The organism is Ruegeria sp. YTSA135 (assembly GCF_059610165.1).
Map to the genome: position 1 here is coordinate 279710 of NZ_JBXWNC010000002.1, position 25290 is coordinate 304999.

At 57.5% G+C, this 25290-nt stretch carries 28 protein-coding genes and 1 pseudogene; 16 read left to right on the forward strand and 13 right to left on the reverse strand.

The annotated features are described in order from the left end of the window. Positions 1-17 precede the first annotated feature (17 nt). A complete protein-coding gene (locus tag AC2FIT_RS04390; protein WP_068336649.1) occupies positions 18-197 on the forward strand; it encodes a hypothetical protein in 180 nt (59 codons plus the stop codon). On the opposite strand, the gene map is transcribed toward AC2FIT_RS04390, so the two are convergent. Next, a complete protein-coding gene (gene map, locus AC2FIT_RS04395) occupies positions 185-997 on the reverse strand; it encodes a type I methionyl aminopeptidase (protein ID WP_068336647.1) in 813 nt (270 codons plus the stop codon). The two genes, AC2FIT_RS04390 and map, sit on opposite strands and share 13 nt — an antisense overlap. Before the next feature lie 272 nt (positions 998-1269). Between map and AC2FIT_RS04400 the strand changes: the two genes are divergently transcribed. Then, on the forward strand, positions 1270-1665 hold the full coding sequence (locus AC2FIT_RS04400; RefSeq protein WP_496827004.1) for a RidA family protein: 396 nt from the start codon (positions 1270-1272) through the stop codon (positions 1663-1665). Positions 1666-1678: 13 nt separating this feature from the next. On the opposite strand, the gene sfsA is transcribed toward AC2FIT_RS04400, so the two are convergent. Further along, positions 1679-2386: a DNA/RNA nuclease SfsA gene (sfsA, locus tag AC2FIT_RS04405; protein ID WP_496827006.1), complete on the reverse strand. Its 708-nt coding sequence runs from the start codon at positions 2384-2386 to the stop codon at positions 1679-1681. Positions 2387-2438: 52 nt separating this feature from the next. On the opposite strand from sfsA, the gene AC2FIT_RS04410 reads away from it, so the two are divergent. The 4 genes from AC2FIT_RS04410 to AC2FIT_RS04425 are packed head-to-tail and all read left to right on the forward strand — an operon-like array spanning position 2439 to position 5354. Further along, positions 2439-3161 carry a competence/damage-inducible protein A gene (locus AC2FIT_RS04410; protein ID WP_496827008.1) on the forward strand — a complete coding sequence of 241 codons (723 nt, stop codon included), beginning with the start codon at positions 2439-2441 and terminating at the stop codon, positions 3159-3161. Then, positions 3158-3868, forward strand: coding sequence for a GNAT family N-acetyltransferase (locus AC2FIT_RS04415; protein ID WP_496827010.1), 711 nt, complete (start codon positions 3158-3160; stop codon positions 3866-3868). Before AC2FIT_RS04410 ends, AC2FIT_RS04415 begins: the two co-directional genes overlap by 4 nt. 14 nt (positions 3869-3882) lie before the next feature. Continuing rightward, complete coding sequence (locus AC2FIT_RS04420; RefSeq protein WP_496827012.1) at positions 3883-4455, forward strand: peroxidase-related enzyme; 573 nt, start codon at positions 3883-3885, stop codon at positions 4453-4455. After that, positions 4452-5354: an OmpA family protein gene (locus AC2FIT_RS04425; RefSeq protein ID WP_496827014.1), complete on the forward strand. Its 903-nt coding sequence runs from the start codon at positions 4452-4454 to the stop codon at positions 5352-5354. The genes AC2FIT_RS04420 and AC2FIT_RS04425 overlap by 4 nt, the downstream gene beginning before the upstream one ends. 246 nt (positions 5355-5600) lie before the next feature. Here the strand turns inward: AC2FIT_RS04425 and AC2FIT_RS04430 are convergent, their stop codons facing one another. Next, positions 5601-6512 carry a LysR family transcriptional regulator gene (locus AC2FIT_RS04430; RefSeq protein WP_068336630.1) on the reverse strand — a complete coding sequence of 304 codons (912 nt, stop codon included), beginning with the start codon at positions 6510-6512 and terminating at the stop codon, positions 5601-5603. Between the two features lie 228 nt (positions 6513-6740). On the opposite strand from AC2FIT_RS04430, the gene AC2FIT_RS04435 reads away from it, so the two are divergent. Continuing rightward, on the forward strand, positions 6741-7181 hold the full coding sequence (locus tag AC2FIT_RS04435) for a DUF4399 domain-containing protein (RefSeq protein WP_496827016.1): 441 nt from the start codon (positions 6741-6743) through the stop codon (positions 7179-7181). A gap of 96 nt (positions 7182-7277) precedes the next feature. Here AC2FIT_RS04435 and AC2FIT_RS04440 read toward each other — a convergent pair whose 3' ends face one another. Beyond that, the gene (locus tag AC2FIT_RS04440; RefSeq protein WP_496827018.1) at positions 7278-9305 is read right to left on the reverse strand and encodes an FAD-dependent oxidoreductase; all 2028 of its coding nucleotides are present in this window, start codon (positions 9303-9305) and stop codon (positions 7278-7280) included. A 135-nt stretch (positions 9306-9440) separates the two neighbouring features. Here AC2FIT_RS04440 and AC2FIT_RS04445 point away from each other — a divergent pair, with 135 nt between their 5' ends. Next, positions 9441-9926 (forward strand): RNA pyrophosphohydrolase, encoded by a 486-nt coding sequence (locus AC2FIT_RS04445; protein WP_496827020.1) that lies wholly within the window; start codon positions 9441-9443, stop codon positions 9924-9926. Between the two features lie 133 nt (positions 9927-10059). On the opposite strand, the gene AC2FIT_RS04450 is transcribed toward AC2FIT_RS04445, so the two are convergent. The 4 genes from AC2FIT_RS04450 to AC2FIT_RS04465 all read right to left on the reverse strand — a co-directional run bounded on the left by AC2FIT_RS04450 (position 10060) and on the right by AC2FIT_RS04465 (position 13605). Next, entirely contained in the window at positions 10060-10785 is a 726-nt protein-coding gene (locus tag AC2FIT_RS04450; protein ID WP_496827022.1) for an FkbM family methyltransferase, read from the reverse strand. Positions 10786-11132: 347 nt separating this feature from the next. Then, entirely contained in the window at positions 11133-12122 is a 990-nt protein-coding gene (locus AC2FIT_RS04455; protein WP_496827024.1) for an adenosine kinase, read from the reverse strand. Beyond that, positions 12119-12763 carry an endonuclease III gene (gene nth, locus AC2FIT_RS04460; protein ID WP_068336600.1) on the reverse strand — a complete coding sequence of 215 codons (645 nt, stop codon included), beginning with the start codon at positions 12761-12763 and terminating at the stop codon, positions 12119-12121. Before nth ends, AC2FIT_RS04455 begins: the two co-directional genes overlap by 4 nt. Positions 12764-12804: 41 nt before the next feature. Next, entirely contained in the window at positions 12805-13605 is an 801-nt protein-coding gene (locus AC2FIT_RS04465; RefSeq protein ID WP_496827026.1) for a class I SAM-dependent methyltransferase, read from the reverse strand. 136 nt (positions 13606-13741) lie between these two features. Here AC2FIT_RS04465 and AC2FIT_RS04470 point away from each other — a divergent pair, with 136 nt between their 5' ends. Continuing rightward, a complete protein-coding gene (locus AC2FIT_RS04470) occupies positions 13742-14593 on the forward strand; it encodes a methylated-DNA--[protein]-cysteine S-methyltransferase (RefSeq protein WP_496827028.1) in 852 nt (283 codons plus the stop codon). Between the two features lie 177 nt (positions 14594-14770). Next, positions 14771-15205 carry a glyoxalase superfamily protein gene (locus AC2FIT_RS04475; RefSeq protein WP_496827030.1) on the forward strand — a complete coding sequence of 145 codons (435 nt, stop codon included), beginning with the start codon at positions 14771-14773 and terminating at the stop codon, positions 15203-15205. Between the two features lie 61 nt (positions 15206-15266). Here AC2FIT_RS04475 and AC2FIT_RS04480 read toward each other — a convergent pair whose 3' ends face one another. After that, entirely contained in the window at positions 15267-16706 is a 1440-nt protein-coding gene (locus AC2FIT_RS04480; RefSeq protein WP_496827032.1) for an aldehyde dehydrogenase family protein, read from the reverse strand. 183 nt (positions 16707-16889) lie between these two features. Between AC2FIT_RS04480 and AC2FIT_RS04485 the strand changes: the two genes are divergently transcribed. Then, entirely contained in the window at positions 16890-17540 is a 651-nt protein-coding gene (locus tag AC2FIT_RS04485) for a peroxiredoxin (RefSeq protein WP_068336589.1), read from the forward strand. A 68-nt stretch (positions 17541-17608) separates the two neighbouring features. Here AC2FIT_RS04485 and AC2FIT_RS04490 read toward each other — a convergent pair whose 3' ends face one another. Continuing rightward, the gene (locus tag AC2FIT_RS04490) at positions 17609-18340 is read right to left on the reverse strand and encodes a glycosyltransferase family 25 protein (protein ID WP_496827035.1); all 732 of its coding nucleotides are present in this window, start codon (positions 18338-18340) and stop codon (positions 17609-17611) included. Between the two features lie 219 nt (positions 18341-18559). Between AC2FIT_RS04490 and AC2FIT_RS04495 the strand changes: the two genes are divergently transcribed. Continuing rightward, on the forward strand, positions 18560-19195 hold the full coding sequence (locus tag AC2FIT_RS04495) for a DUF1326 domain-containing protein (RefSeq protein ID WP_496827037.1): 636 nt from the start codon (positions 18560-18562) through the stop codon (positions 19193-19195). A 50-nt stretch (positions 19196-19245) separates the two neighbouring features. Here the strand turns inward: AC2FIT_RS04495 and AC2FIT_RS04500 are convergent, their stop codons facing one another. Next, a complete protein-coding gene (locus AC2FIT_RS04500) occupies positions 19246-19584 on the reverse strand; it encodes a putative quinol monooxygenase (RefSeq protein ID WP_496827039.1) in 339 nt (112 codons plus the stop codon). A gap of 132 nt (positions 19585-19716) precedes the next feature. Continuing rightward, a complete protein-coding gene (pnp, locus tag AC2FIT_RS04505; RefSeq protein ID WP_496827041.1) occupies positions 19717-21867 on the reverse strand; it encodes a polyribonucleotide nucleotidyltransferase in 2151 nt (716 codons plus the stop codon). Positions 21868-22164: 297 nt separating this feature from the next. On the opposite strand from pnp, the gene AC2FIT_RS04510 reads away from it, so the two are divergent. From AC2FIT_RS04510 to AC2FIT_RS04525, 4 genes and pseudogenes are all read left to right on the forward strand, one after another. After that, the gene (locus AC2FIT_RS04510; protein WP_496827043.1) at positions 22165-22914 is read left to right on the forward strand and encodes a DUF3299 domain-containing protein; all 750 of its coding nucleotides are present in this window, start codon (positions 22165-22167) and stop codon (positions 22912-22914) included. 138 nt (positions 22915-23052) lie between these two features. Beyond that, entirely contained in the window at positions 23053-23229 is a 177-nt protein-coding gene (locus tag AC2FIT_RS04515; RefSeq protein WP_496827167.1) for a hypothetical protein, read from the forward strand. Further along, a pseudogene (locus tag AC2FIT_RS04520) lies at positions 23156-23857 on the forward strand (BCCT family transporter). Before AC2FIT_RS04515 ends, AC2FIT_RS04520 begins: the two are co-directional and overlap by 74 nt. A 221-nt stretch (positions 23858-24078) precedes the next feature. Then, a complete protein-coding gene (locus tag AC2FIT_RS04525) occupies positions 24079-24804 on the forward strand; it encodes a class I SAM-dependent methyltransferase (protein WP_496827045.1) in 726 nt (241 codons plus the stop codon). A 98-nt stretch (positions 24805-24902) separates the two neighbouring features. On the opposite strand, the gene rpsO is transcribed toward AC2FIT_RS04525, so the two are convergent. Continuing rightward, complete coding sequence (gene rpsO / locus AC2FIT_RS04530) at positions 24903-25172, reverse strand: 30S ribosomal protein S15 (RefSeq protein ID WP_068336567.1); 270 nt, start codon at positions 25170-25172, stop codon at positions 24903-24905. Positions 25173-25290 lie beyond the last annotated feature (118 nt).

Here is a 25290-nt window from a genome sequence, read left to right on the forward strand (position 1 = left end):
GTGCTAGTGTCTGCGCTATGGACCGAGCCCTAACCCCTTCGATCTGGTCTGTTCCCAAGGACGCTGACGCGGCCACCGGGCCTGAACGCAAACCCATGCGAGCCCCGGTCTTCATCCAGGACGCGATGACGCCATTGGGCGACGAAACCCTGCTGTTGAAACTGTTGCGCGACCAGTCCGCTGATCAGGACGAATAGGTTGGGTGGAACTTATTGCCCGGCGATAGGGTAAAGATATCAACACCATCCGCCGTCACACCCACCGAGTGTTCAAACTGCGCGGACAGCGATTTATCGCGAGTCACGGCAGTCCAGTCATCGGCCAGCGTCTTGGTTTCGGGACGGCCCAGGTTTACCATCGGCTCAATGGTAAAAAACATACCTTCTTCCAGCATCGCACCGGTCCCCGGACGCCCGTAGTGCAGCACGTTCGGTGGCGCATGGAACACCCGGCCCAGCCCGTGCCCGCAGAAATCGCGAACAACGCTCATCCGGTGCGCCTCGACATAGGCCTGAATGGCGTGGCCGATATCACCAAAGGTATTACCGGGTTTGACCATCTCTATACCCTTGAACAGCGCGTCATGTGTCACCTGGATCAGACGCTCGGCCTTGCGCGGCAGCTTGCCCGCCACATACATGCGCGATGTATCGCCGAACCAGCCATCCACGATCACCGTGACATCGATATTCAGGATGTCACCGTCCTTCAGCCGCTTGTCGCCGGGAATCCCGTGGCAAACCACGTGGTTCACACTGATGCAACTGGCGTGCTGATAGCCTTTGTAGCCAATCGTTGCCGACGTCGCGCCTGCATCCTCGACCATCTGAGTGATGATCCGGTCAATCTCACCCGTGGTTTGGCCTGGAAAAACATGCTCCGCGATGTTGTCGAGTATCCGCGCGGCCAAGGCCCCTGCCGTATGCATACCGGCAAAGTCACCCTGTTCATAGATACGGATACCGTCCTTTGTCAGACGGCCACGATGTTCTTTCATGGATGCAAGGCTCCGAATGTTTCGCGCAACCCGTCTTTTACGCTGCTTGTGCAGAAAGTTCCAGAGGGCTTGAGGTCGCGCGCGGTAGGTTGCTTAGATGGTCCTTTGGGCCGGTTCTGCAAGTGCCACAGCGTCGATTGGACAAGTGAAGCGCGTCGTATCGAGGCCTGCAGACAGGTTCGGGCAGAAATTTTCCTCGATTTTCAGCCCGTTTCGGCGCCTATTCTGCATAGTGACGCCGGATTTCGACGATATTGCCAGGGAAAAGAACAATGCCGCACAAGCGAGAATTGATATCAAACGGAAACCCGATGGAAACCATTGTCGGGTTCAGCCGTGCAGTCAGGGTGGGAAATTTCATTGCGGTGGGCGGCACCGCCCCGGTCGATCAGGAGGGCAAGACCGTAGGGGTCGGTGACGTGTTCTTGCAGACCAAGCAGTGTTTCGAAATCATCAAAGCAGCCTTGGAACAGGCAGGGTCCGGTTTGCACGACATCGTGCGTACCCGCGTGATCCTGACGGATATCAACAACTGGAAGCAGGCGATCGAGGCGCGGAAACTTTACTGCCTGGATGCGCGGCCGGTCGACACGATCATGGCCATCGACCGTTTCGTGAACCCCGAATGGCTGGTCGAGATCGAAGTGGACGCCGTTGTCGCCAATTGACGCAAAGCTGTGCTTACCTGACCCAGTTTCCTGTTTCGGGCCGCACCCATACCCCTTCGGGCGAAATTCGTGTCCCATGGATCAACCTTTCCACGCCCTGCGCTTTTGCAGCGTCGAACGCCTTGGCGTAGGCGGGGTCGATATCCGCCGCCAGCGCAAACCGGTCACAGTCGGTACGCTGCACCAGATACAGCATGATCGCCCGGTGCCCTTGCGCCACCATCCCGGACAACTCGGCCAAATGCTTGGCGCCACGCGCGGTCACGCTGTCTGGAAATTCGGCCAGACCCGGCTGTCGTGACAAAGTTACGCTTTTTACCTCGACATAGGCGTCCGGCAGCCCCGGTTGGCTCAGTAAAAAGTCGATGCGGCTTTTCTCACCATATTTTACTTCGGCCCGAATGGTGCCATAAGCGGTCAGTTCGGGTATCTCGCCCGCCTCTAACGCAGCCCGCAGCGCCTTGTTTGGAACGGATGTATCCACGCCGGTGAAATGCCCGTTTTCATGGTCGACCAAACGCCAGCCGTATTTAAGCTTTTTCTTCGGATTGTCATTTGGCTCAAGCCAGATTTTTTCACCCGGTTCAGCCAGCCCCATCATCGAGCCGGGATTGGCACAATGGGCCGTGACCTCGCGTCCGTCCTCAAGCGTACAATCCGCCAGAAAGCGTTTGTAGCGGCGGATCAGGCGGGCGGGGACGAGGGGGGTTTCAAATCGCATGCCTCACGGCCTATACCTGCCCCAAAGGTCGATCAAGAGGGAGGCGCGTACCATGGCCAATCCAACCGCTGCGATGCTTGTGATCGGAGATGAGATTCTGTCAGGCCGGACCCGCGATTCGAATATGCACTTCTTGGCCGGAGAGCTAACCAAACACGGTATCGACCTCAAAGAAGTGCGTGTCGTCAGCGACGACGCGCCTTCCATCGAAACTGCGGTCAAGGCACTATCGCAGGCCTATGACACCGTTTTCACCAGCGGCGGGATCGGTCCGACCCATGACGACATCACCGCAGATTGCATTGCGCGCGCTTTCAGCAGGCCCATCGACGTGCGCGAGGATGCGCGGGCGTTGCTTCAGGCCCACTACGACAAGTCCGGTCTGGAGCTGAACCACGCGCGTTTGCGGATGGCACGTATCCCTGACGGGGCCACGCTGATCGAAAACCCGGTTTCGACGGCTCCTGGATTTACCATAGAAAACGTGCACGTGATGGCCGGGGTGCCATCGGTTTTTCAGGCTATGGTTGCCAGCGTGCTGCCCGGCCTGACCGGAGGCAATCCGCTGCTGTCACAGACCTTGCGCGTGGATCGGGGCGAAGGCGATATCGCCGCAACCCTCGCCGTATTGGCCGAGAAGTTTCAGGATCTTTCGATCGGTTGCTATCCATTCCAGGTCAATGGTGCCTTTGGCGCGAACGTGGTCGTGCGGGGGACGAACGGCGCGCAAATTGACGCGGCCATAACCCGCTTGGCGAAAGAACTGAATCTGTGAACACCAACTGGGCCGCAATCGTCGACGGCACCTGGCCTGCTGCACGGTACGAAAGACTAGGGCCATTTCAATTGCGACAGGGACAGGGCGGCGGCTCGCGCGTAAGTGCCGCAAGTGCGCTGGGTCCGGCGACCGAGGCTGATATCGACGCCGCCGAAGCCGCGATGCAGGCGATGGGGCAAAAGCGCCTATTTTGCCTGCGTCCAGGGGATGAGGCGCTGGACGTGCAGCTTGCCGCGCGAGGGTATGACATTCTAGACCCAGTCAATATCTATGCCTGTCCCGTTGATCATCTGACCGACATCCCCATCCCCCGCGTGACGGTCTTCACCATTTGGGAGCCTCTGGCCATCATGCGCGAAATCTGGGCGCAGGGCGGGATTGGAGCGGAACGGATCGCCGTGATGGACCGCGCGAAGGGTCTGAAAACCGGCTTTCTTTTGCGTCGCAACGATCATCCCGCCGGCACCAGCTTTGCTGCGCTGCAGGACGGCATTGTCATGGTTCACGCACTTGAGGTTTTGCCAGAACACCGTCGGCAGGGGCTGGGTGCATGGGCGATGCGCGCTGCTGCATTCTGGGCGCAAGAGCATGGGGCCAAAACGCTCAGCGTGATCTGCACCAAGGCAAATGACGGTGCTAACGGGCTATATCACGCACTTGGGATGGAGATTGTCGACGAATACCACTACCGTCAGTCTGCCTAAGGAGAGAGACCGACGTGACCGACCAGACTATGCCCACTGCGCTGAACCTGCCGATGGTGGACCCGCTGCCGCCCGAAACGCAGAAGTATTTCGATATCTGTGTGGAAAAACTGGGCTTTGTGCCAAACGTGCTGCGGGCCTATGCCTTTGACATCGACAAGCTGAACGCGTTTACCGCGATGTATAACGACCTGATGCTGGGCGACAGCGGCCTCAGCAAGTTAGAGCGCGAAATGATCGCGGTGGTCGTGTCAGCGATCAACAAGTGCTTCTACTGCCTTGTGGCCCATGGCGCAGCGGTACGGCAGTTGTCTGGCGATCCGCAATTGGGAGAGAGGCTGGTCATGAATTACCGCGTCGCCAATCTGAACCCGCGCCAGCGTGCAATGTTGGATTTTGCCGCCAAGATGACCACAGCCAGCACCGAGATCGAAGAGCCGGATCGCCAGCGTCTGCGCGACGTAGGTTTCACCGACCGGGATATCTGGGATATTGCCAATGTCGCCGGGTTTTTCAACATGTCTAACCGGGTTGCAAGCGCGACTGCTATGGCTCCGAACGACGACTATCACGCGCAGGCTCGATGATCAGAATTGCAGGAGTGTTCCTTTTGGTGCTGGCAGGACCAATTGCCGCCCAGGACCTGACGTTGCCCACAGGTGCGCGCCAGCTAAGCGAACGTGTCAGTCCGCTCGACAGTTATGACCTGCCGACCGGCCCATTCGACGGTGGCACCCTGCCGGTGCGCCAAGTCGAAGGTCGGGTCGAAAGGTTCACATGGCGCGTGCAATCTGGTTCCAGCACAACGCTGCAACTTCTGGCGCCGCTGCGCGAACAGATCACCGCGCAAGGTTATGACATTATGTTCGAATGTGCAGCCAAGGCCTGCGGCGGGTTCGACTTCCGCTTCGCGACAGAGGTGGTGCCAACCCCCGACATGTACGTGGCGATACAGGATTATCGCTTTCTGGCCGCCGCACGCGGAGAAGACGTAGTCACCCTGCTAGTCAGCCGCAACCCGCCCAGCGGTTACATCCAGATGATCCGGGTGACCCCGGTAGACGCCTCTGCCCCTCCCCCATTGGTGATCGAAGAAACAGTCGAGAACTCGGGCGGACTGCTTTCTGCCCTGGCGCAGAACGGGCACGTTATTCTGGACGATCTGAATTTCCGTACCGGTGAAATCACCCTGGGCGAAGGCCCGTTTGCCTCACTGGCGCAGATAGCGGGCTATCTGGCCGACAACCCGGGCACGCGACTGGCACTTGTTGGACATACGGACGACACCGGTGCGCTGGATGCTAATATTTCTGTCAGCACGGGACGGGCGCAAGCGGTGCGCGTCCGACTGATCGAGGCATACGGCGTGTCAGGCGACCGGATCGAAGCGCGCGGAATCGGATACCTGGCCCCCCTAACCTCGAACGCCACACCCGAAGGTCGCGACCTGAATCGCCGGGTTGAGGCCGTGCTGCTGGTCAACTGACTCGGCTTTCCTGCATCGAAGGGTTCTGACAATTCAAAAAAAGACCCGCATCAAAGCGCGGGCCGTTGAAGTTTACCGAGGAGATATGTGCTGTTTTATAAACTATCTTCACCAATAAAGACGATTTGTCGACGAAACAAAGACAATATGAGATTTTCTTTGACGTATTGCCAGCACCTTAAGCGGACGAAGTGAGTCAATTCACAGAACGCAGCACGATTTCTCTCCTGCGTACTGTAATTTCCGTTAACTCGCCCAGTCCATCAGGCCTTTGTCTGCGAAGGACTCGACGAGGAAATCAATGAATGCGCGCACCTTGGGTTGCGTGAAACGGCCGGGTGGATAGACGGCATAGATGCCCTGTACTTCATCGGGCAGGGATGGCATTGCATCCAGAACCGCACCGGTTTTCAGCGCGTCCGCGTATAGATAGCTTGGCAGATAGGCGATCCCCAGACCCGAGATGGCCGCATTCAGCAGCGACTGACCGTCATTGACGCTCAGCCAGCCGGCCGTGCGCACCTGCCGCTTTTCGCCGGATGGTGCGGTCAGCCGCCATACATTGCCGGATGACTGGCTGGAATAGTGCAGCAGTTTGTGTTCGTTCAGATCGTCGATCTTCTGCGGGCGGCCAAACTTTTCGATGTAACTGGGCGCGGCGACCATGCGTTTCACGGTTTCAGTCAGTTTGCGGGCGCGCAGGGTGCTGTCTTCCAACTCGCCAATACGCACGGCAACGTCAAATCCTTCCGAGATCAGCTCCACATAGCGGTTGTTCAAAACCATGTTCACCGTAATGTCCGGGTAGGCGGCCAGAAAATCCGACAAAACCGGTGACAGGTGATTCACCCCGAAATCCGTCGCTACACTGATCCGCAACAGGCCGGACGGTGCAGATTGCATTGAGGTAACCAGCGCATCCGCCTCGCCCGCGTCATTCAGAACGCGGCGCGCGCGGTCGTAATAAGCCAATCCGATCTCGGTCGGGGAAACGCGACGCGTGGTGCGGTTCAGCAACCGCGCGCCCAACCGGGCCTCAAGGCTGGATACGTGCTTTGACACAGCCGATTTGGAGATGCCCATTTTCTTGGCCGCATCTGTGAAGCCTCCTTGGTCCACCACATTGGCAAAGGCTTCCATTTCGGTCAGTCGGTCCATTCTCATTCCCCAGGTCTTTTGTTCTTTGTCTCACTATTGGGGTCAATCTGGGCGGAAACTGGGCAGACATGGGATAATATCAGGGTTTTAAAACGGATCGTTTGCAGATGGGAAACGCGGAAACAATGGTTTCCAAATGCACTACATCCAATAAAGAGACCGATTTTGGGACCGATGATCCTGATATGCTAGGATGAGAATGGCAAATTTGTGACCATGGAGGAGATCATGAAACTGCTTTTTGCAATTGCGGCCCTGTGCCTGTCCGCAACCGTTGCGTTGGCCGGTGGAGAAACACCATCAAACCCCGACGCGGAAGTCTATTTCGTGACCCCTGCAGACGGGGAAACGGTTCAATCTCCGGTCACCGTGGTCTTTGGCCTCAGTGGCATGGGCGTGGCCCCTGCCGGAACCGAGAAAGAGAACACTGGCCACCACCACCTTTTGATTGATCGCCCGCCAATTGGTGAGGGCGAAGGCGGCGCCGATGAGCTGGCTTATGGCCTGCCTGCCGATGAAAACCACTTGCATTTCGGCGGCGGTCAGACCGAGGTAACGCTAGAACTTGCACCCGGAGAGCACACGCTACAACTGGTTCTGGGCGATGCGGGCCATGTGCCGCATAACCCGCCGATTGTGTCCGAGGTGATCACGATTACGGTAGAGTAACAGCGCGCCTGCATAAACTTGGCTGCCGACACTGGTGGGATTCACACTCAGGCCGTGGGACTCGGCCGTGGTTCTTTTTGCGGTGGGCTAATGCACTCAGAGGTCTGCCGCCAATCGTATACCTTGATTGATCGCCCGTTTTGCATCCAGCTCAGCAGCAACATCTGCACCACCGATGACGTGTGGCGTGATACCGCGTTCGATCAGCGCATCTGCGAGGCTGCGGTCCGAGACCTGACCCGCGCACAAAACTATCGTATCCGCCGCAATGACAGTCGGGTCGGCGCGGTCTTCGCCATAGCTGACATGCAGGCCGTCTTCGTCGATCTTTTCATAGTTCACGCCACCCACGAAATTCACCTGCTTCATCTTCAGCGTTGCGCGGTGAATCCAGCCCGTGGTTTTTCCAAGCCCCTTGCCGTGCGCCTGCTTCTTGCGTTGCAACAGGGTTACCTGACGCTTGGGTGCCTCGGGCTGTGGGCCTTCGGGGGCCAGACCCGAGCGGTGATCGGCCGGGTCAGTGACGCCCCATTCCTTCATCCAAAGGGGGAGGTCGGTGGTCGCGCTGTGGCCGTCTTCGATCAGGAATTCAGAGACGTCAAAGCCAATACCCCCGGCGCCGATCACGGCAACGGATGCGCCGACCTCGGCCTTGCCGCGCAGGACGTCGATGTAGCTCAATACATTGTCGCGGTCCTGCCCGGGTATCTGCGGATCGCGCGGGGTGACACCCGTGGCGATCACCACCTCGTCAAAGCCGGTCAGATCGTCGGCGCTGACTTCGCGGTTCAGTTCCAGTTTGACACCCAGATCGGCCATCATGGTGCGGTACCAAGCGACCAACCCCCAGAATTCTTCTTTGCCCGGAACCTGTTTCGCCATGTTCAGCTGGCCCCCGATCTCACTGGCACGGTCGAACAAGGTGACGTTGTGGCCACGCTGGGCGGCGGTCATCGCGGTGGACAACCCAGCCGGACCTGCGCCGACGATAGCCACGGACTTTGGCGTATCAGACTTGCCAATCAACAGTTCGGTCTCGTGACACGCGCGTGGGTTCACCAGGCACGATGTCAGCTTACCGCTGAACGTGTGGTCCAGACAGGCTTGGTTACAGGCAATGCAGGGCGCGATCTTGGCTGACTCTCCTGCCATTGCCTTGGCCACGAAATCCGCATCCGCCAGCATTGGCCGGGCCAGCGAGACAATGTCGGCACAGCCTGTCGACAGCACCTCTTCGGCCACCTCGGGGGTGTTAATGCGGTTCGAGGTGATCACCGGAATAGACACCTTGCCCATCAGCTTTTTCGTCACCCACGCAAAGGCCGCGCGGGGAACGCTGGTGGCAATGGTCGGGATTCGCGCCTCGTGCCAGCCAATGCCGGTGTTGATGATCGTGGCGCCGGCCTTTTCGATCTCTTGCGCCAGTTGCACCACCTCGTCATGGGTCGAGCCGTTGGGAACAAGATCGATCATGGAGAGGCGATAGATGATGATGAACTCACGGCCCACCGCTTCGCGCGTGCGGCGCACGACCTCAATAGGCAGGCGCATCCGGTTCTCGTAAGACCCGCCCCAGCGATCGGTACGCTTGTTGGTATGGGTCACGAGGAACTGGTTCAGGAAATACCCCTCGGACCCCATGATTTCGACCCCATCATAGCCCGCCTTCTGAGCCAGAACGGCAGCGTTGACGATATCGCTGATCTGTTTCTCAATGCCCTCTTCATCAAGCTCGCTCGGAGGGAATGGTGAAATGGGCGATTTCACCGGGCTGGGCGCCACGCATTTCGGGCCATAGGCATAGCGGCCCGCATGCAGGATCTGCATCGCGATCTTGCCGCCCGCCTGATGCACCCGGTCCGTCACGATAGAATGGTTCGCCACGTCCTTTTCGGTCGTCATCATCGACGCACCCGGCAGAACCGATCCTTCCAGGTTTGGGCCAATCCCACCCGTCACCATCAGCGCCACGCCGCCGCGTGCCCGGTCGGCATAGAACTCGGCCACCCGGTTCCAGTCCCCGGTTTCCTCAAGCCCCGTGTGCATCGAGCCCATCAACACCCGGTTCTTCAAGGTGGTAAAGCCCAGATCAAGCGGGGCCAGCATGTTTGGGTACGCAGTCATGGCGAAACTCTCCCTCCTGAAGTCATGCCCCAAATTGCCGTACGCGTCACCTTTGTCACGCGAAACCTCACGTCACCCCCTTTGCTGCTGCGGCCACGCTTGGTACAGCTTGGCCGGATAACCATGAGGCCGCGCATGACCCCCGCAGAGATCGCCAAACTTCCCTATCGTCCCTGTGTCGGGCTGATGCTGATGAATACTGAGGGCAAAATCTTTGTCGGCCAGCGCAACGACCGGTTTGAGGATGCGTGGCAGATGCCTCAAGGCGGCGTGGACAAAGGTGAAAACGCCCGCGACGCGGCTCTGCGCGAGCTGTGGGAAGAAACCGGCGTCACTGCCAACCTGGTTCAGATAGTCGCTGAAACCGACAGCTGGCTGCCCTATGACCTGCCGCATGACATCGTACCCAAAATCTGGAAAGGCCGCTATCGCGGGCAGGAACAGAAATGGTTCCTGATGCGGTTTCTGGGGGCTGATGACCAGATCAACATCGAGACTGACCACCCCGAGTTCACCCGCTGGAAGTGGCAGGACCCCGCGCGCCTGATCGATGAGATCGTGCCGTTCAAACGAGATGTGTATGAGCGGGTGATGGAGGCGTTTGGCGGGTATTTGGGGTAAGTTCTTTTTGTCTGTTATGAGCCCACAGCGGACGTCTTGTCACGAGCTGATCTGCTCAACCAAATGCCTGTGAAACGGAAGCAGTGTCAGCGCACCTTTCGCACTTAAGTCGAAAGCCAGGTACAGTTTCCACTTAGAGTTGTGAAAGGTTATTTTCGCGAAACATATCAGAAATGAACACGGCATTCCCGAACCGCCTCTGACCGTTTCTGAAGGAGCGTTCTGGGAAAATATCGTACATTGAATAGTTCCGCCGATCCAGTTCATTACACAAGTCTAGTAGCAGCGGGCAGTTTTTATAATGCGGTGTGGCAAACCATTCGAACATGATCATGTCGATCCGCTGCTCGGACAACATGGCTGCCGCTCCCTTGAAAATATTTAATTCAGATCCCTGAGCGTCAGTCTTCATACAAACGACATGGTCAATGCCTTTCTCCTCGCAAAAATTGTCAATCGTATTCAGATCAACCTCGATCGTGGTGTCCACAACAGCCTCTGGATGGTTTTTCAGCGCTGCGCCATTCATTGATAAGAGCGAAGAAGTCCCGACCTTTTTCCCGACATAAAATTCGGATCGACCGCTTTTGTCGCTCAGAGCTTGTTCAACTACGGTTACGTTTCTGTGAGATTGAAAGCGGTCGGCGATAAAAACGGCCTGCTGCGGCAATGGCTCGAAGAGAAAGCACTGACTGTTGGGAAAAATACGGATCAGATGCCTTGCGATTGTTCCGCGGTTCACACCAACATCAAACACCGCTCCCGGCCTGTCTACCGCTCCCGACAACCGCGCCAGAGCGCCAACCGGACCACCTGCTTTAACCAGCTTTTTTGCACGGACTGTGAGTTCAGAATTCATTCGATTCGGGACACTTTAGCGTAAAAGTTGCGCCACATTGGTTCTACAAAGCATTCAAAATGGCTCGCTACGGCACGCATTTTGTTCGCCCTGCAGACTGATCCATATCATTCATTATTAGTCAACTCCTGCGACTTCTCTGTGAATTACAAGTTAACTAAGCATGCGAAGCTTTCGGTTGTCACACGACAACGACGGGCTCTAAACTGGCACCCATGGCGCGGCTCGAACGACCGCTTTTAGGTAAAAAAATACACTGCCGTGATGATGTTATGTCGGATAGTGACCATGGAGCCCAACCGTGCCGTGGTTTCATCGATCCCCTTTAACCTTCTAAACGGAACTCCTCAAACCAACCCCGCCTCCCGCAACAATTCCAACATGTTCGCCTCGGGCCGCGGGCCGATGTGCGAAATCACCTCGCGGGCGCAGACATTGCCGATTTTTGCGCAGGTTTCGTAGTCGCGGCCTGTCGCCATGCCGTACAGGAACCCAGCGGCGAACTGGTCGCCCGCGCCGGTTGCGTCGACGGGCGCAATCTTTTCAACAGGCACATCAATACGGGTGCCTTCGTGCAGAATGCTCACCCCATCGCCAGACCGGGTGCAGACGACCAGAGGGCAAATCTCAGCCGTCTTAGCCAGCGCTTCCTCTAGATCGCTTGTTTCAAACAGCGACTTGATCTCGTCCTCGTTGCCGATGACGAAATCCAGCTCGTGTTCGATCAGCAGCAGAAAATCGGCGCGGTGGCGTTCCACGCAGAACGGGTCGGAAATGGCGATGCCGGTCTTGCCGCCGCCCTTGTGGCAGTCGCGCGCGGCCTCAAGAAACGCAGCCTTACCCTTTTCCTTGTCGAACAGATAGCCTTCGAGGAACATGATCTGGCTGTTTCCTGCCACCTCGTTCGGGACGTCCTTTGACGACAGTTCCGAGGAAATGCCCAGATAGGTGTTCATCGACCGTTCACCATCGGGCGACACAAAGATCATTGAGCGTGAGGTAGGCAATTCACCCCCCGGCACGGGCGGGTTGACGAAATCCACCCCGTCCTCGTTCATCGCATCCGCATAGAACCGGCCCAGCGCGTCATCATGAACCCGGCCAATGAACGCGGCGTCCAGGCCCAGCGCACCGGCCCCGGCGATCGTGTTGGCAACCGAGCCGCCCGGTGTCTGCACCCGCCCCTCCATTGCGGCATATAGAACCTCGCCCCGGTCACGTTCGATCAGTTGCATGATGCCCTTCTCGATCCCCATCAGTTCAAGGAAATTGTCATCGGCCTGGGAAATCACGTCCACAACAGCGTTTCCGATGCCAACAAGCTGGTAGGTTTTCATAGGTTCTTGTCCTCAAATTCGCAGAGGTCGCGGATGATGCAGGTTGCGCACATCGGTTTGCGTGCCTTGCAGTGATAGCGGCCATGCAGGATCAGCCAGTGATGCGCATGCAGCTGGAAATCGGTTGGGATGTTATCTTCGATCGCGCGCTCAACAGCATCAACGGTTTTACCCGGACAGATACCGGTGCGGTTGCCGACACGGAAGATATGCGTGTCTACGGCTTGCGCAGGGTACCGCCACCACATATTCAAAACCACATTGGCCGTCTTGCGCCCCACGCCCGGCAAGGATTGCAGCGCCGCGCGGGAATTTGGAACCTCGCCGCCGTACTGATCGACGAGGATGCGGCTCAGCTTGATGACGTTCTTCGCCTTCTGGCGGAACAGGCCAATGGTCTTGATATGTTCGATCAACCCCTCTTCGCCCAGATCCAGCATCTTTTGCGGCGTATCTGCGATCTGAAACAGGGCGCGTGTGGCCTTGTTGACACCCGCATCCGTCGCCTGCGCCGACAGCGCCACGGCAACAACGAGCGTATAGACGTTCACATGCTCCAGCTCACCCTTGGGTTCGGGGTCAGCGTCATGGAAGCGTGTGAATATCTCACGGATTTTGTGATAATCGAGTTGCTTTGCCATCCGACCCTTAATGCAATGCCTGAACCGGCGGGTAAAGTGTGTCAGGCACGAGTTGCGGCAAAGAAATGCGCTTCTTGCGGAACAATGAACACCCCGTCCTTGTCGTAAGAGGCAAGGTGATCGGCGATATCCTTCAGAACGCGGTCAATGACGGCATCCCCCTTGGCGCGCATGTCCTGTTCAACCGGCAGGGCCAGAACCTGCGCGCGCAGGTCTTCAAATCGGCGGTGGAGGGTGATGATGTCATGCTCGACAACCCGAAACCCCGCGCCTTCCAAAAGCGCGGTGATCAAATCGCCATCGCGAAACGAAAACGGCGCCCGCGCCTTTTGCGCGGCACCGGGGCTGACATGCCGCTCCAGTGCTTCGGCCAACCCATTGTTGAACTCTGAGATCGCGCTCCAACAGGTCAGGCACAGCCTTCCACCCGGTTTTAGCACGCGGTGTATCTCGGCCAGTGCCGCAGATTTGTCGGGAAAGAATTGCAGCCCTTGCTGGATGCAGGCCAAATCAAAACTGTGAACGTCAAAAGGCAGGTCAGTGACATCCGCAGCCTTCCAGTCCACGGAATGGCTGGACGCAGGTATTAAAGCCGAGGCTACGTCTATCATCGTCTGGTTCAAGTCAGTACCGACAACGCGCCCACGACCCGGCAGCATTGCGATGATCTCTCGCGTTAGAGCACCGGTGCCACAGGCGACATCCAGCACGTGATCGTTTTCGCAAAGTCCCAGCTTTTTCACCGTGGCCTGCGCCAGCGGCGCGAACATGGCAGGCACCGAATGATCCTGATACTTTTGGGCAGCAGCACCGGACAGGTGGAAGGCGTCGGCTTGAGGCATATCAGTCGCTCCTGAATTCACTCAGAGTAATCAGCCGGGCTGATTCCAACAATGGGCACAAAAATCGCAAGTTTCGGGTCGCTTCGGTCAGGTCCGACCGTCTAGGATCAGGCCAAGCCATAAAAAGGTGACAGCCATGAACATCCAAAACTCCGAATCCGGTTATCACTACAACGTCATGCGGCGCGCCATCGACCTGATCGACCAGGGCGGCGAGGGGCTGAGCCTTGAAGAACTGGCGCGTGAGATGAACATGAGCCCGGCCCATTTCCAGCGCCTGTTTTCGCGCTGGACCGGGGTGTCGCCGAAACGCTTCCAGCAATATCTGACATTAGGTCACGCCAAAGCCCTGCTGCGCGACCGGTTTACGACTTTGGAGACCGCGCACAACGTGGGCCTTTCAGGCAGTGGCCGCCTGCATGACCTGTTCTTGAAATGGGAATCCATGAGCCCAGGTGAATACGCCCGCAAAGGGGCTGGACTGACAATCTATTGGGGCTGGTTCGAAAGCCCCTTTGGCCCGGCCCTTGTCATGGGGACCGAAAGGGGAATCTGCGGCTTGGCCTTCGGGGCAGAGTCCGGTGAAGAAGGCGCGATGGAGGATATGCTTTCGCGCTGGCCGCAGGCTGATTTTGTCAAGGACCCGATGCGGCTGCGGCCTTGGGTACTCAGCGCCTTTGGCGCGGCCAGCGACCGGCTGGAGCCGACACCTCTCTACCTGATTGGCTCACCCCTTCAGATCAAGGTGTGGGAAGCTCTGATGCATATCCCGTCGGGCCATGTCACAACCTATTCCGAGATCGCAGAACGGGTCGGCTCACCTCGGGCCGTTCGTGCCGTGGGAACGGCGGTTGGGCGCAACCCTGTCAGCTGGTTGATCCCCTGCCACCGGGCATTGCGCAAATCCGGGGGCTTGGGCGGCTATCACTGGGGCTTGCCGGTCAAACGCGCCATGCTCGCCTACGAGGCCGCGCAGGCCGATGTCTGATTGACAGGCAAGCTTGCCAATGCAACAAGGCGGCTAGGTTCTGGTCCCCTGCCGCTCGCGGTCTTATGACTTTGGTGAAACCCGGTTGAGTAAACATCTGTTGCCCTTTCCCGGCGCACGGATGGCAATGCGAGGCCCGTCCAATCTTTGCGCCCGTTTACGGAAACGAGGCAAGACATGACACAAACCGTAATAATCGCCCCAATAGGCGACCTCAAGGCGCAGGCCAAGCGACTGCGTGAAAAACTGCGCGGCGCAGGGGTCGACCTGTCGCACGCACAATCGCTGGAACTGGTCGCCCAACAGCACGGCGTGCGCGACTGGAATACGCTGCGCGCGATGGCCGGAAATCGGATGCACCTGCGTGTGGGTGACAGGGTCAAGGGAACCTATCTGGGTCAGACATTCACCGCTGAGGTTCGCGGCCTAACTATATTGGGCGATGGGGCGCACAGGCGGATTACCCTGCAGTTCGACGCGCCCGTTGACGTGGTCACATTCGACAGCTTCTCGTCGTTCCGGCAACGGGTCAGCGGCGAGGTTGGATGGGATGGCCGGTCCACGCGCCGAACATCGAATGGTGAACCGCAGCTGGTGGTTCGCCCCATCTGACAAAATAAGGGCAAGGCACATCTCTGCGCCTTGCCCAATCCGTTTTCGATGGTGTTTGTTCTTACTCGGTTGTCCAGCCGCCAACGGCTTTGACCTCAAGAAAATCCTCAAGACCCCAAACGCCGCCTTCGCGCCCATTACCCGATTGCTTCATTCCGCCAAACGGTGAGCCAGCGCTGCGTGACTGACCATTCATCTCGACCATACCCGACCGCAGGTGACGCGCCATCCGGTTGGCACGCGCGCCGTCCTGAGTCTGAACATAGTTGGTCAGGCCATAAGGCGTGTCATTGGCGATCTCGATGGCTTCATCCTCGGTATCGAAGGGGATCATGGTCAAGACCGGGCCAAAGATTTCCTCGCGTGCGATGGTCATCTTGTTGTTGGCATCTGCAAACACCGTAGGGCGCACGTAGTACCCCTTGTTCAACCCCTCGGGCCGCCCTGTGCCACCTGCAACCAGACGCGCACCCTCGTCGATGCCTTTCTGGATCAGATCCTGAATCTTGGTCCACTGAACCTCGTTCACGACCGGGCCGATATGGCGTCCTTCCTCCGACGCCGGTCCTACGGTGACCTTTCCAGCCACTTCGGCGGCTGTCTCAACCGCCTGATCGTAGATTGGGCGCTGCACTAGCATGCGGCTTGGGGCGTTGCAGCTTTGGCCGGTGTTCTGCATCATATGCAACACGCCGCGCTTGACTGCCTTTTCGTCGGCATCGGCAAAGATCACGTTCGCGCCCTTGCCACCCAGTTCCAGATGCACCTTCTTCAGCGTATCCGCAGCATTCTTGGAAATCGCGGTGCCAGCGCGGGTCGAGCCGGTAAAGCTGACCATATCCACATCCGGATGGCCTGACAGTTGTGACCCCACCCCGGCACCATCACCGTTGACCAGATTGAACACCCCGGGCGGGAAACCGGCCGCATCCATCATCTCGGCAAAGATCATCGCGTTCAGCGGGCTCTGTTCCGACGGTTTCAGAACCATGGTGCACCCCGCAATCGCCGCAGCACCCACCTTGAGCGTGATCTGGTTCATCGGCCAGTTCCACGGCGTGATCAGCGCGGCAACGCCAACGGCCTCAAAAATGATCCGGTCATTGGGGGCATGATCACCCAGCGGGCGTTCGAACTGGAATTCACGCGCCGCGCGGATGAAGTTTTTCAGATGGTAAATCCCCGCGCCTGCTTGCGCCGTGCGCGACAGATCAATCGGTGCGCCCATCTCAAGCGACATGGCCTGTGCCAGATCTTCGGCGCGGGACTGGTAGATCTCGGCCAGTTTTTCGACCAGGGCAATCCGATCCGCGACTGGGGTGGCCATCCACCCTGGCAAGGCCGCCTTGGCTGCAGCAACAGCAGCATCCGTATCGGCCTGCGTGCCGAGTGAGATGACCGCGCATGGCTCTTCGGTCGAGGGGTTGATGACGTGAAAGTCATTGCCCGACGCGGGGGCCACCCACTGACCGTTGATGTAAAAATCGCGTTTTTCGATCATGGCGTATTCTCCTGTGCCAGCAGCCCAAAATAGCGTAGTTGCGGCTACTCTGGCACCGGCAACATGGCGCGGCAAGACATGATTTGATCAAATCATTCCGCGCGAATGCAAGGTTTAACAATCGCGGAAAGTGTTTAGGTTGACGGCAGCCGAATCGGGCTTTTACAGCAAAGGAGCTTCACAATGGGTTTGCGCATCAACGATACGGTTCCGAACTTCACCGCAGAAACGGACCAGGGCACCATTCAGTTTCACGACTGGATCGGCGACAGCTGGGCAATCCTGTTCTCGCACCCCAAGGATTTTACGCCTGTCTGCACGACCGAATTCTCGGCCGTCGCGCAACTGAATGACGAATGGGCGGCCCGCAACACCAAGGTGCTGGGCGTGTCGGTGGACGGCGTCGAAGACCACAAAAAGTGGAAAAAGGACATCGAAGCCTATGGCAACGCCAATCCCGGCTTTCCCATCATCGCCGATGACGGGCTAGCGGTATCCAAGGCGTTCGACATGCTGCCAGCCGAGGCATATCTGCCTGATGGCCGCACACCCGCAGACAGCGCAACGGTGCGGTCGGTCTTTATCATCGGGCCTGACAAACAGCTGAAACTGTCCATGACCTATCCGATGACCGTGGGCCGGAACTTTGCCGAGATTTTGCGTGCGCTGGACGGTTTGCAAATGTCGGCCAAGGGTGTCGCCACGCCAGCCAACTGGATACCGGGTGAGGACGTGATCATCCCCCCTGCGGTGTCAAACGACGAAGCGAAAGAAAAGTTTGGTGAGTTCAAAACGGTCTTTCCATATCTTCGTACGACAAAAGCACCGTCCTAAGACGGGCTTAGATATTGGGGGCCGACTTGGCCCCCAATCGCGCGTTCGGGCGCAGTTTGGCAAAGATGTTATTCCGAAGCAGCGGGCGGGCGTTGCGGGTGTAGATGCAGCTGCGCCCGATAGGCAGCACGCTTAAACTCTCGGGTCAGTTTATCAGACAAAGGCGGCTTGCTCTGAATGGTCGAGCCGCCGATTTTGCCCGCAATTTCCTGATTGCCACTGCCTTGCAACGCATGGATCGGCTGGCCGGTCAGCCAGTGCATCTGAAGAAACGTATCCACGGGCCGGTCGATCTGAGTGGTGGCAGCCAGCAGGCGGTTGGCCGCGCGTCGCCCCACCAGTTGACAGACACATTGCAGGCCGATCACCTTGGGCAGGATCAGGCGCAGTCCGTTTTGGCAAGCAAGGGTTTGGGCTGGGACTTCGCGCTGTTTCACGGGGATGCGGATGTAGTGATCCGGCGTGGCGATCGGTTCTAGCATCTCCAACGCCTCGACCATACGCGGGGCGTCGATACGCAGGTCATCTTCGGTGATGATCGCCAGATCAATCTCTTCCTCGACCATCTTGCGCCAGATACAGCGGTGGCTTTCGAAGACGCCGATCTCTGCAGGCTGCAACACAAAGGGATAATGTGGTCGGTGCAGGTTACCAGGGTGAAGCTGAACTCCGGCAATCTGGCTGGGGTCGCGGCCATTTACTGCCTCGAAAAGCTCGGCATTGGGAAGGTCGGCGCAAAGCCGTTCGGCGTTGGGGCGCCGGGCTGTACTTGAGGACATATGAATGACGAAAGATCGCATAGCGCTTTGCATAGATCACAGATGCTTGCAGGGAAAGCGAAACTCTGCGCCGCGCGTTTTCAGAACCCGCAGGGCGAGCCGGACTTTAGGTGAAGGCACCGAAAGACACGGACATCAGTTCGTGATTTGCCCCACATATGGTAGGGTGGCGGTGGCAGACTCGCATTCAGGCAGACCGTCGACCTCGAGCATACAGGCCGTGCAAGACAGGAGAGGACGATGGCATTCACAGATTGGTACGTTGAAGGCGACGCTTTCGGGAACTGCAATTGCGGCTATGCCTGCCCCTGCCAGTTCGAGGAATTGCCGACCCACGGTCATTGCCGCGGGTTGGAGGTTTTAGAGATTTCAAAAGGTCATTTCGGAGACACCGACCTGACTGGGGCTAAGGCCGCGTTGATTTATGCATGGCCGGGCCCGATTTTTGAGGGCGGCGGTGAGATGCAGGTTATTATCGACCCCAGCGCGTCAGATGCTCAGCGGGCCGCGCTGGAAAAGGTCTTTCTTGGGGAAGAAACCGAAGAAATGGCAACCCATTGGTTCGTCTTCCGTGCGATGTGCAAAACCGTTCACGAAACGCTGTTCCTTCCCATTGACTTTGAAATGGACATGGAGGGGCGCACCGCGAAGGTCGCAATCGGGGACGTCCTGAACTCGACCGGTCGGCCAATTCAGACCCCGCATGGTGGTGGCGAACACCGCGTCCGCATCGACATCCCCGGCGGGATTGAGTTTACCTTGGCCGAAATCGGCAGCGCGTCGACCAAGGCGGATACTGCGATCAAGCTGGACCTGACCGACAGCTACGGGCAATGGCACGTTATGAAGCACGGACCGTCAGGCGTGGCGCATTAGCGATCTACATCATGACCGAAGCGTGCAAGACAGCGATGTTTTTACGGAAGCTATCCGTCGACTGACGAGGCACCGCTAAAGTTTTCGAAACCGTCAGTGGTCTCAGTCACCTCTGCCTCGAAATGGGCGATCATCGACATTGCGGTTGGTTCGATCTGATCATGCCAGACCTGCCCGCCGTAAAAATCGCCCTTTATCTTCTCTCTTGCCTCCATCGAGGGGAAGGCGCGCATCCAGTGAACCTTGTCTGCGTCTTCCAAATCCCGAAGCGGGCCGAATACCAACATACCAGCGTCGCGCAGTGCTAAGCGATTATGCTTTTCAAAGAAGGTGATAAACTCCTCTCGGCGTCCGGGCTTGAGGGTGTAGTGACGTATTTCAAGGATCATGGAAGTGCCTCTTAGAACAGTCCTTTTACTTTCGGTGTCGCCCATCGACTTTTCAAGAGGCGGCAAAAGCAGCCCTTACAAAAAAGACCCCGGTCGAAACCGGGGCCTTTCGGGTTAAAAAAGGCGTGCAGATTAGTCTGCGCTTTCCTCTTTCTTTTCTTTCTTCTCAGGCACAACCTCTTCGCCAGTTTCCTGATCGACGACTTTCATCGACAGGCGGACCTTACCGCGGTCGTCAAAGCCCAGCAGCTTGACCTTTACTTCCTGACCTTCCTTCAGAACATCCGACGGATGGTTCAGGCGACGGTTTTCAATCTGGGACACGTGGACCAGTCCGTCGCGCTTACCAAAGAAGTTCACGAAGGCACCGAAGTCGACGATCTTGACCACTTTACCGGTGTAGATCTGACCTTCTTCCGGCTCGGCCACAATCGAATAGATCATGTCATAGGCTTTCTTGATCGATTCACCATCGGGCGAGGCGATCTTGATGACCCCGTCATCGTTGATGTCGACCTTGGCACCCGAGGTTTCCACGATCTCGCGGATGACCTTACCGCCCGATCCGATCACTTCACGAATCTTGTCAGTCGGGATGTTCATGGTCTCGATACGCGGCGCGTGGACCGAGAATTCACTGGTCTCGGACAGGGCTTTGCCCATCTCACCCAGGATGTGCATCCGGCCATCCTTGGCCTGTGCCAGGGCGGTTTCCATGATCTGCGGCGTGATGCCTGCGACCTTGATGTCCATCTGCAGCGAGGTGATGCCGTTTTCGGTACCCGCTACTTTGAAGTCCATGTCGCCAAGGTGGTCTTCGTCACCCAGAATGTCGGTCAGAACGGCGTACGACCCGTCATCTTCCAGGATCAGACCCATGGCGACACCGGCAACCGGAGCCTTCAGCGGAACACCCGCATCCATCATCGACAGCGAACCGCCGCAGACCGACGCCATCGAGGACGAGCCGTTGGATTCGGTGATTTCGGACACCACGCGGATGGTGTAGGGGAAGTCGGTCGGCGCAGGCAGAACCGCCTGCAGCGCGCGCCATGCCAGTTTGCCATGACCAATCTCACGACGGCCCGGGCCACCCACGCGGCCAACCTCACCAACCGAGTAGGGAGGGAAGTTGTAGTGCAGAAGGAAGTTTGATTTGAAGTTGCCATGCAGCGCGTCGATGAACTGCTCGTCATCACCGGTGCCCAGCGTGGTTACGGCCAGCGCCTGCGTTTCACCACGGGTAAACAGGGCGGAACCGTGCGTACGGGGCAGTAGCGAGGTTTCGGCTTCGATCGCGCGAACATCGGTGGTTGAACGGCCGTCAATGCGCTTACCGCCTTTGACGACGTCACCGCGCAGAATGCCGGCCTCCAACTTTTTCATCGCCGAACCAAGGTTGCTGTCTTCCAGCTGTTCCTCGGTCAGTGCCTCCTTGATCGCTTCACGGGCTGCAGCAACAGCGGCGGTGCGCTCTTGTTTGTCGGTGATCGCAAAGGCGGCGCGCATCTGCTCTTCACCGGCTGCTGAAACAGCGGCGTACAGGTCCGAGTAGTCGGGCGCTTGGAAATCGAAAGGCTCTTTCGCGGCTTCTTCGGCCAAACCGATGATCAGATCGATGACCGGCTGAATCTGCTCATGCGCGAAGGTCACGGCACCCAGCATTTCAGCCTCGGACAGTTCGTAGGCTTCCGATTCCACCATCATCACGGCGTCTTTGGTGCCGGCAACAACTAGGTCCAGACGCTGTTCGGGGTTCAGGCGCAGGTCCTGCATGTCGTCCACGGTTGGGTTCAGGACGTATTCACCATCCACGAAACCAACACGGGCGCCGGCGATCGGGCCCATGAACGGCGCGCCGGAAATGGTCAGCGCAGCCGACGCCGCGATCATCGCAACGATGTCGGGATCGTTGACCAGATCGTGACTCAGCACGGTGCACATCACCAGCACTTCGTTCTTGAAACCATCAACGAACAGCGGGCGGATCGGACGGTCGATCAGACGCGCGGTCAGCGTTTCTTTCTCGGTCGGGCGCGCCTCGCGCTTGAAGAAGCCGCCCGGAACTTTACCGGCGGAATAGTATTTCTCTTGGTAGTGTACGGTCAGCGGGAAAAAGTCCTGGCCGGGCTTTTGCTCTTTGGCAAAGGTCACGTTCGCCATGACGCTGGTTTCGCCCAGCGTGGCGATCACGGTGCCGTCGGCCTGACGGGCAATCTTGCCGGTTTCCAGTGTAAGCGTCTCTTCGCCCCACTGCATTGATTTCTTTGTTACATCAAACATATGCGTATCCTAAAAGGGAGCACTCCCAGGCGCATCCCGGGTCTCCCGTTTGCTTGGCGGCCCCATTGCCGCCGACCCCACTTTATCTTCCATTCGAGTGCCGGGGTCAGGGCACAACGTCTCAGATGTCTGGCGCATACATGAGAATGGGCCCAAAGGAAAGCGAAACCGAACGGCCAGACGGTCTTGCTCCGCTTGTGATTTCGTGATGATCCCCGCGTGGACGCGCCGCGTCAAAACCCGCTAAGATACGGTGGAATTGAGCGTTTTGGGAAAGGTATGCGGATAAAAACCTGGGTGACAATCGCATTTCTGGCATGGTTGGGCCTGTTGGGTCCGGCATTTGCCGCGCCGGGCGCTTTGATCGATTGGACCGCCTTGCCGGATCCGGCAGCGCAGAGCTTTGACGACCCGTTTCGCGCGCTCACGCCGGAACAACGTGACGACATCTTGTTTGCAATCCGTCTGCGCGGTCGGTTGCAAGCGGATGTTGGCAGTCCGGAAGAGCGCCAAAGATGGCATATGCTTTTGGCCGAGACCGAACAGGCGCTGGCCGCTGATCGGATTGATATCGATGGGTTGCTCTCTCAGCGCGAGGTCGTATCCCAGCATCGCAAAAAAGCCGACACCGCTGGAAACCCCAAACTGGACGGACAGATCGTCACCCTGACGGGCTTTGCCCTGCCGGCCCCCTCGGACAAAGACGGGCAGCGCACGGCCTATCTGGTGCCTCAGTCCGGAATGTGCAGTCATTTGCCACCCCCGCCACCAAATCAGATGATCCGGGTGAAACTCCACGATGGCTGGACGCCCGCCTACGACCACGAACCGGTACGTCTGACCGGGCGATTGGTCATCAATCCATCGGATCACGTGGTGAACGTGGTGGACGGCTTGGTGCAGATGCATGCGACCTTCCGAATGGATGCCGAACTGGTCGAGCCTTTGGCAGATGAACCTGGTCAAGCTGCTTGGCCGCCGGGCCTGAAAGACCGTTTGCGCGCGGCGCACAGCCGCAAAACCGATGGCTCTCGGGGGTTAAAATAGGCGGTGCGTTCTATCCATCATAAGCGGTGACAGACAACCGCTGGGCTTTCAGCTTGACGGCTTGAAGTTCCTCATGAGCAGGTCGTCAATCTATATACGCTGTTCTGCCTGTTGCTGATTTTTCTGCCCGTCGGGACGGTGCGTATCTGGGTCAAAGACGTCACACCAGACTATCCCTATGCCGGCTGGACCGCTATGACGTTTGCCGCCGGCATCGGTATTTGCCTCCCGTTCTTGGGCGATGGAGACGGTCTGTTACGACTTTGCCAAGGACGCCCACCCCCTGAGTATAGATATCGCAGTGAACGGCAATGAATATATCGGCATCGTCGGCACGATTCGCCATTTGGGGCTTGAAAACTGGGCAGTCTATTCCGCCGTGGGTCTGAGCCTTGCGATTTTCAGTTGCAACCTCGGCTTGCCGCTGACGCTCCGGTCTGCGTTCTATCCGCTTCTGGGTCAACGTGTCTGGGGCTGATGGGGCCAAATCATCGACACGCTGGCGGTTTTAGCGAAGCTGTTTGGCCTGACCACCTCATTGGGTCTGAGCGCAGAACAGGTTGCAGCAGAGCTAAATGAAGTTTACGGCCTCGAACCCGGTTCGACCGTTACCGCGTTGTTGATCATCGGGATCACCACTATCAAGTCGGGCTCGGTCTTGTTGGGTATGAATGCTAGAGTCAAACGACTCAGCAAGATCAATATGACCATGGTCGTGAACCTGTTTATCTTCTTCATCATCGTGAACGGAATCGACCCTGGCGGTCCAGCGCGTGTTCTGGTGCACGTTCGAAGACTTGGTTGCTATCGCCTTGCTTTTGGGTGGCGGTCTTGCTGCCTTGCAAGGCGCAGCCGTATCCACCGACATCCCCTTCGCTTTGGTGGTTTCGATGATGTGCTAGCGCCTGCGGCTAACGCTAAGATCAGAGAAGCCAAAATGTAGACCAGACCCCGAAAGACTCCACGCGCCCGTTTAATCGCGAACGTTTGGATATTTTTCGTAACTTGTCTGTTGCGAGCCATCCAACCTGTTCCAAGGCCGCTCATTGTGGCCGGTAACACGTTACTCACAATCAAAATGTCTCTGATATGATCGCGCCAGAAGCAGGTAATGATAACGATTGAGTAAATGGTAGAGGAACCGCGCTGCCAGAAATTCAGGGCTTGAGTTTCAAGGCATTTTCCCGCGAAGACGTGGTAAACCTGATCATGCAGCGATCGGAGATAATTCATGATCAGCCGAGATCAGCAAAAATCATCAGCTCTTGGATAGCTGGAGATTCACGCCCTGCCGAATCTCTGATCGACAAGAACAGGGATGAGCTTTTCCGACGTGCAGCTGCAATCATCTATCTGGAATACCAACAGCTGCGGGGCACCATTGCGGATTGCGCACCCAAAGCAATTGCAGATATCGGCTGCGGCTATGCGATCTTTGACCTTTTCCTTTGGCGCGACACCGCTTGCAAACTGGTCCTGATAGACCTCGAAAAAACGGAGGAAAAGCACTTCGGCTTCAACGAAACCGGAGCAGCATATTCAAACCTTGCTACGGCCAAGGCGTTTCTGATCGAGAATGGTGTTGAACCCGGACAAATTCATTGCCGAAATCCGGAGGTTGATGATCTGAGTACAGACGCGCCCGTTGATCTGGCGTTCAGCTTTATCTCATGTGGGTTTCACTACCCTGTTGAGACTTATCTTAGCTATTTCAAAGACGTTGTGGCGGAGAACGGGTCAATCATCCTCGATCTCAGGGCAAAAAAAGCGCACCAAGGCAAAAGACTTTTGGACAGTATCGACGAGGTTTCTGATCTGGTGGATGCAGCGCGCGACAGTGCCAATCGTGTTCTCGTCAAAAAAAGCGCATGGCTGAAGACAGCGTTATAGAAGGGTGCGCCCTTCCGGCGACCAGAAAAAGCAAACGCCCGCCAAAATGACGGGCGCTAAACCGGAAAATCCAGTTTCAAATCTTGTGCAAAAAGCGCTTAGCGGCGGATGCCCAGCTTTTTGATCAGGTCCTGGTAACGCGCTTCTTCCTTGCCCTTCAGGTAATCCAGCAGCTTACGACGCTGGGCAACCATCTTCAGCAGACCGCGACGACCGTGGTTGTCCTTCTTATGGGTCTTGAAGTGCTCAGTCAGGGTGTTGATGCGCGAGGTCAGAATGGCAACCTGGACTTCTGGCGAACCGGTGTCGCCGTCCTTGGTTGCGAATTCTTTCATGACGCGTGCTTTTTCAGCGGCAGTGATCGACATCGGGGTCTCCTTTAAAGGTTAGCGTGAATGGCGCAGGCCGGGATGTCGTCCAGCGCAGGCCCATGGAGAAAACCGCACCGATTCCGATGCGGATGGGCGCGTATAGGCGTATTTTCTT

Excerpts from the sequence above, each read along its gene's own strand:
- AC2FIT_RS04390 (WP_068336649.1), top strand. The coding sequence starts at position 18 with ATGGACCGAGCCCTAACCCCTTCGATCTGGTCTGTTCCCAAGGACGCT.
- map (WP_068336647.1), bottom strand. The coding sequence starts at position 997 with ATGAAAGAACATCGTGGCCGTCTGACAAAGGACGGTATCCGTATCTAT.
- AC2FIT_RS04400 (WP_496827004.1), top strand. The coding sequence starts at position 1,270 with ATGCCGCACAAGCGAGAATTGATATCAAACGGAAACCCGATGGAAACC.
- sfsA (WP_496827006.1), bottom strand. The coding sequence starts at position 2,386 with ATGCGATTTGAAACCCCCCTCGTCCCCGCCCGCCTGATCCGCCGCTAC.
- AC2FIT_RS04410 (WP_496827008.1), top strand. The coding sequence starts at position 2,439 with ATGGCCAATCCAACCGCTGCGATGCTTGTGATCGGAGATGAGATTCTG.
- AC2FIT_RS04425 (WP_496827014.1), top strand. The coding sequence starts at position 4,452 with ATGATCAGAATTGCAGGAGTGTTCCTTTTGGTGCTGGCAGGACCAATT.
- AC2FIT_RS04430 (WP_068336630.1), bottom strand. The coding sequence starts at position 6,512 with ATGGACCGACTGACCGAAATGGAAGCCTTTGCCAATGTGGTGGACCAA.
- AC2FIT_RS04435 (WP_496827016.1), top strand. The coding sequence starts at position 6,741 with ATGAAACTGCTTTTTGCAATTGCGGCCCTGTGCCTGTCCGCAACCGTT.
- AC2FIT_RS04440 (WP_496827018.1), bottom strand. The coding sequence starts at position 9,305 with ATGACTGCGTACCCAAACATGCTGGCCCCGCTTGATCTGGGCTTTACC.
- AC2FIT_RS04445 (WP_496827020.1), top strand. The coding sequence starts at position 9,441 with ATGACCCCCGCAGAGATCGCCAAACTTCCCTATCGTCCCTGTGTCGGG.
- AC2FIT_RS04450 (WP_496827022.1), bottom strand. The coding sequence starts at position 10,785 with ATGAATTCTGAACTCACAGTCCGTGCAAAAAAGCTGGTTAAAGCAGGT.
- AC2FIT_RS04455 (WP_496827024.1), bottom strand. The coding sequence starts at position 12,122 with ATGAAAACCTACCAGCTTGTTGGCATCGGAAACGCTGTTGTGGACGTG.
- nth (WP_068336600.1), bottom strand. The coding sequence starts at position 12,763 with ATGGCAAAGCAACTCGATTATCACAAAATCCGTGAGATATTCACACGC.
- AC2FIT_RS04465 (WP_496827026.1), bottom strand. The coding sequence starts at position 13,605 with ATGCCTCAAGCCGACGCCTTCCACCTGTCCGGTGCTGCTGCCCAAAAG.
- AC2FIT_RS04470 (WP_496827028.1), top strand. The coding sequence starts at position 13,742 with ATGAACATCCAAAACTCCGAATCCGGTTATCACTACAACGTCATGCGG.
- AC2FIT_RS04475 (WP_496827030.1), top strand. The coding sequence starts at position 14,771 with ATGACACAAACCGTAATAATCGCCCCAATAGGCGACCTCAAGGCGCAG.
- AC2FIT_RS04480 (WP_496827032.1), bottom strand. The coding sequence starts at position 16,706 with ATGATCGAAAAACGCGATTTTTACATCAACGGTCAGTGGGTGGCCCCC.
- AC2FIT_RS04485 (WP_068336589.1), top strand. The coding sequence starts at position 16,890 with ATGGGTTTGCGCATCAACGATACGGTTCCGAACTTCACCGCAGAAACG.
- AC2FIT_RS04490 (WP_496827035.1), bottom strand. The coding sequence starts at position 18,340 with ATGCGATCTTTCGTCATTCATATGTCCTCAAGTACAGCCCGGCGCCCC.
- AC2FIT_RS04495 (WP_496827037.1), top strand. The coding sequence starts at position 18,560 with ATGGCATTCACAGATTGGTACGTTGAAGGCGACGCTTTCGGGAACTGC.
- AC2FIT_RS04500 (WP_496827039.1), bottom strand. The coding sequence starts at position 19,584 with ATGATCCTTGAAATACGTCACTACACCCTCAAGCCCGGACGCCGAGAG.
- pnp (WP_496827041.1), bottom strand. The coding sequence starts at position 21,867 with ATGTTTGATGTAACAAAGAAATCAATGCAGTGGGGCGAAGAGACGCTT.
- rpsO (WP_068336567.1), bottom strand. The coding sequence starts at position 25,172 with ATGTCGATCACTGCCGCTGAAAAAGCACGCGTCATGAAAGAATTCGCA.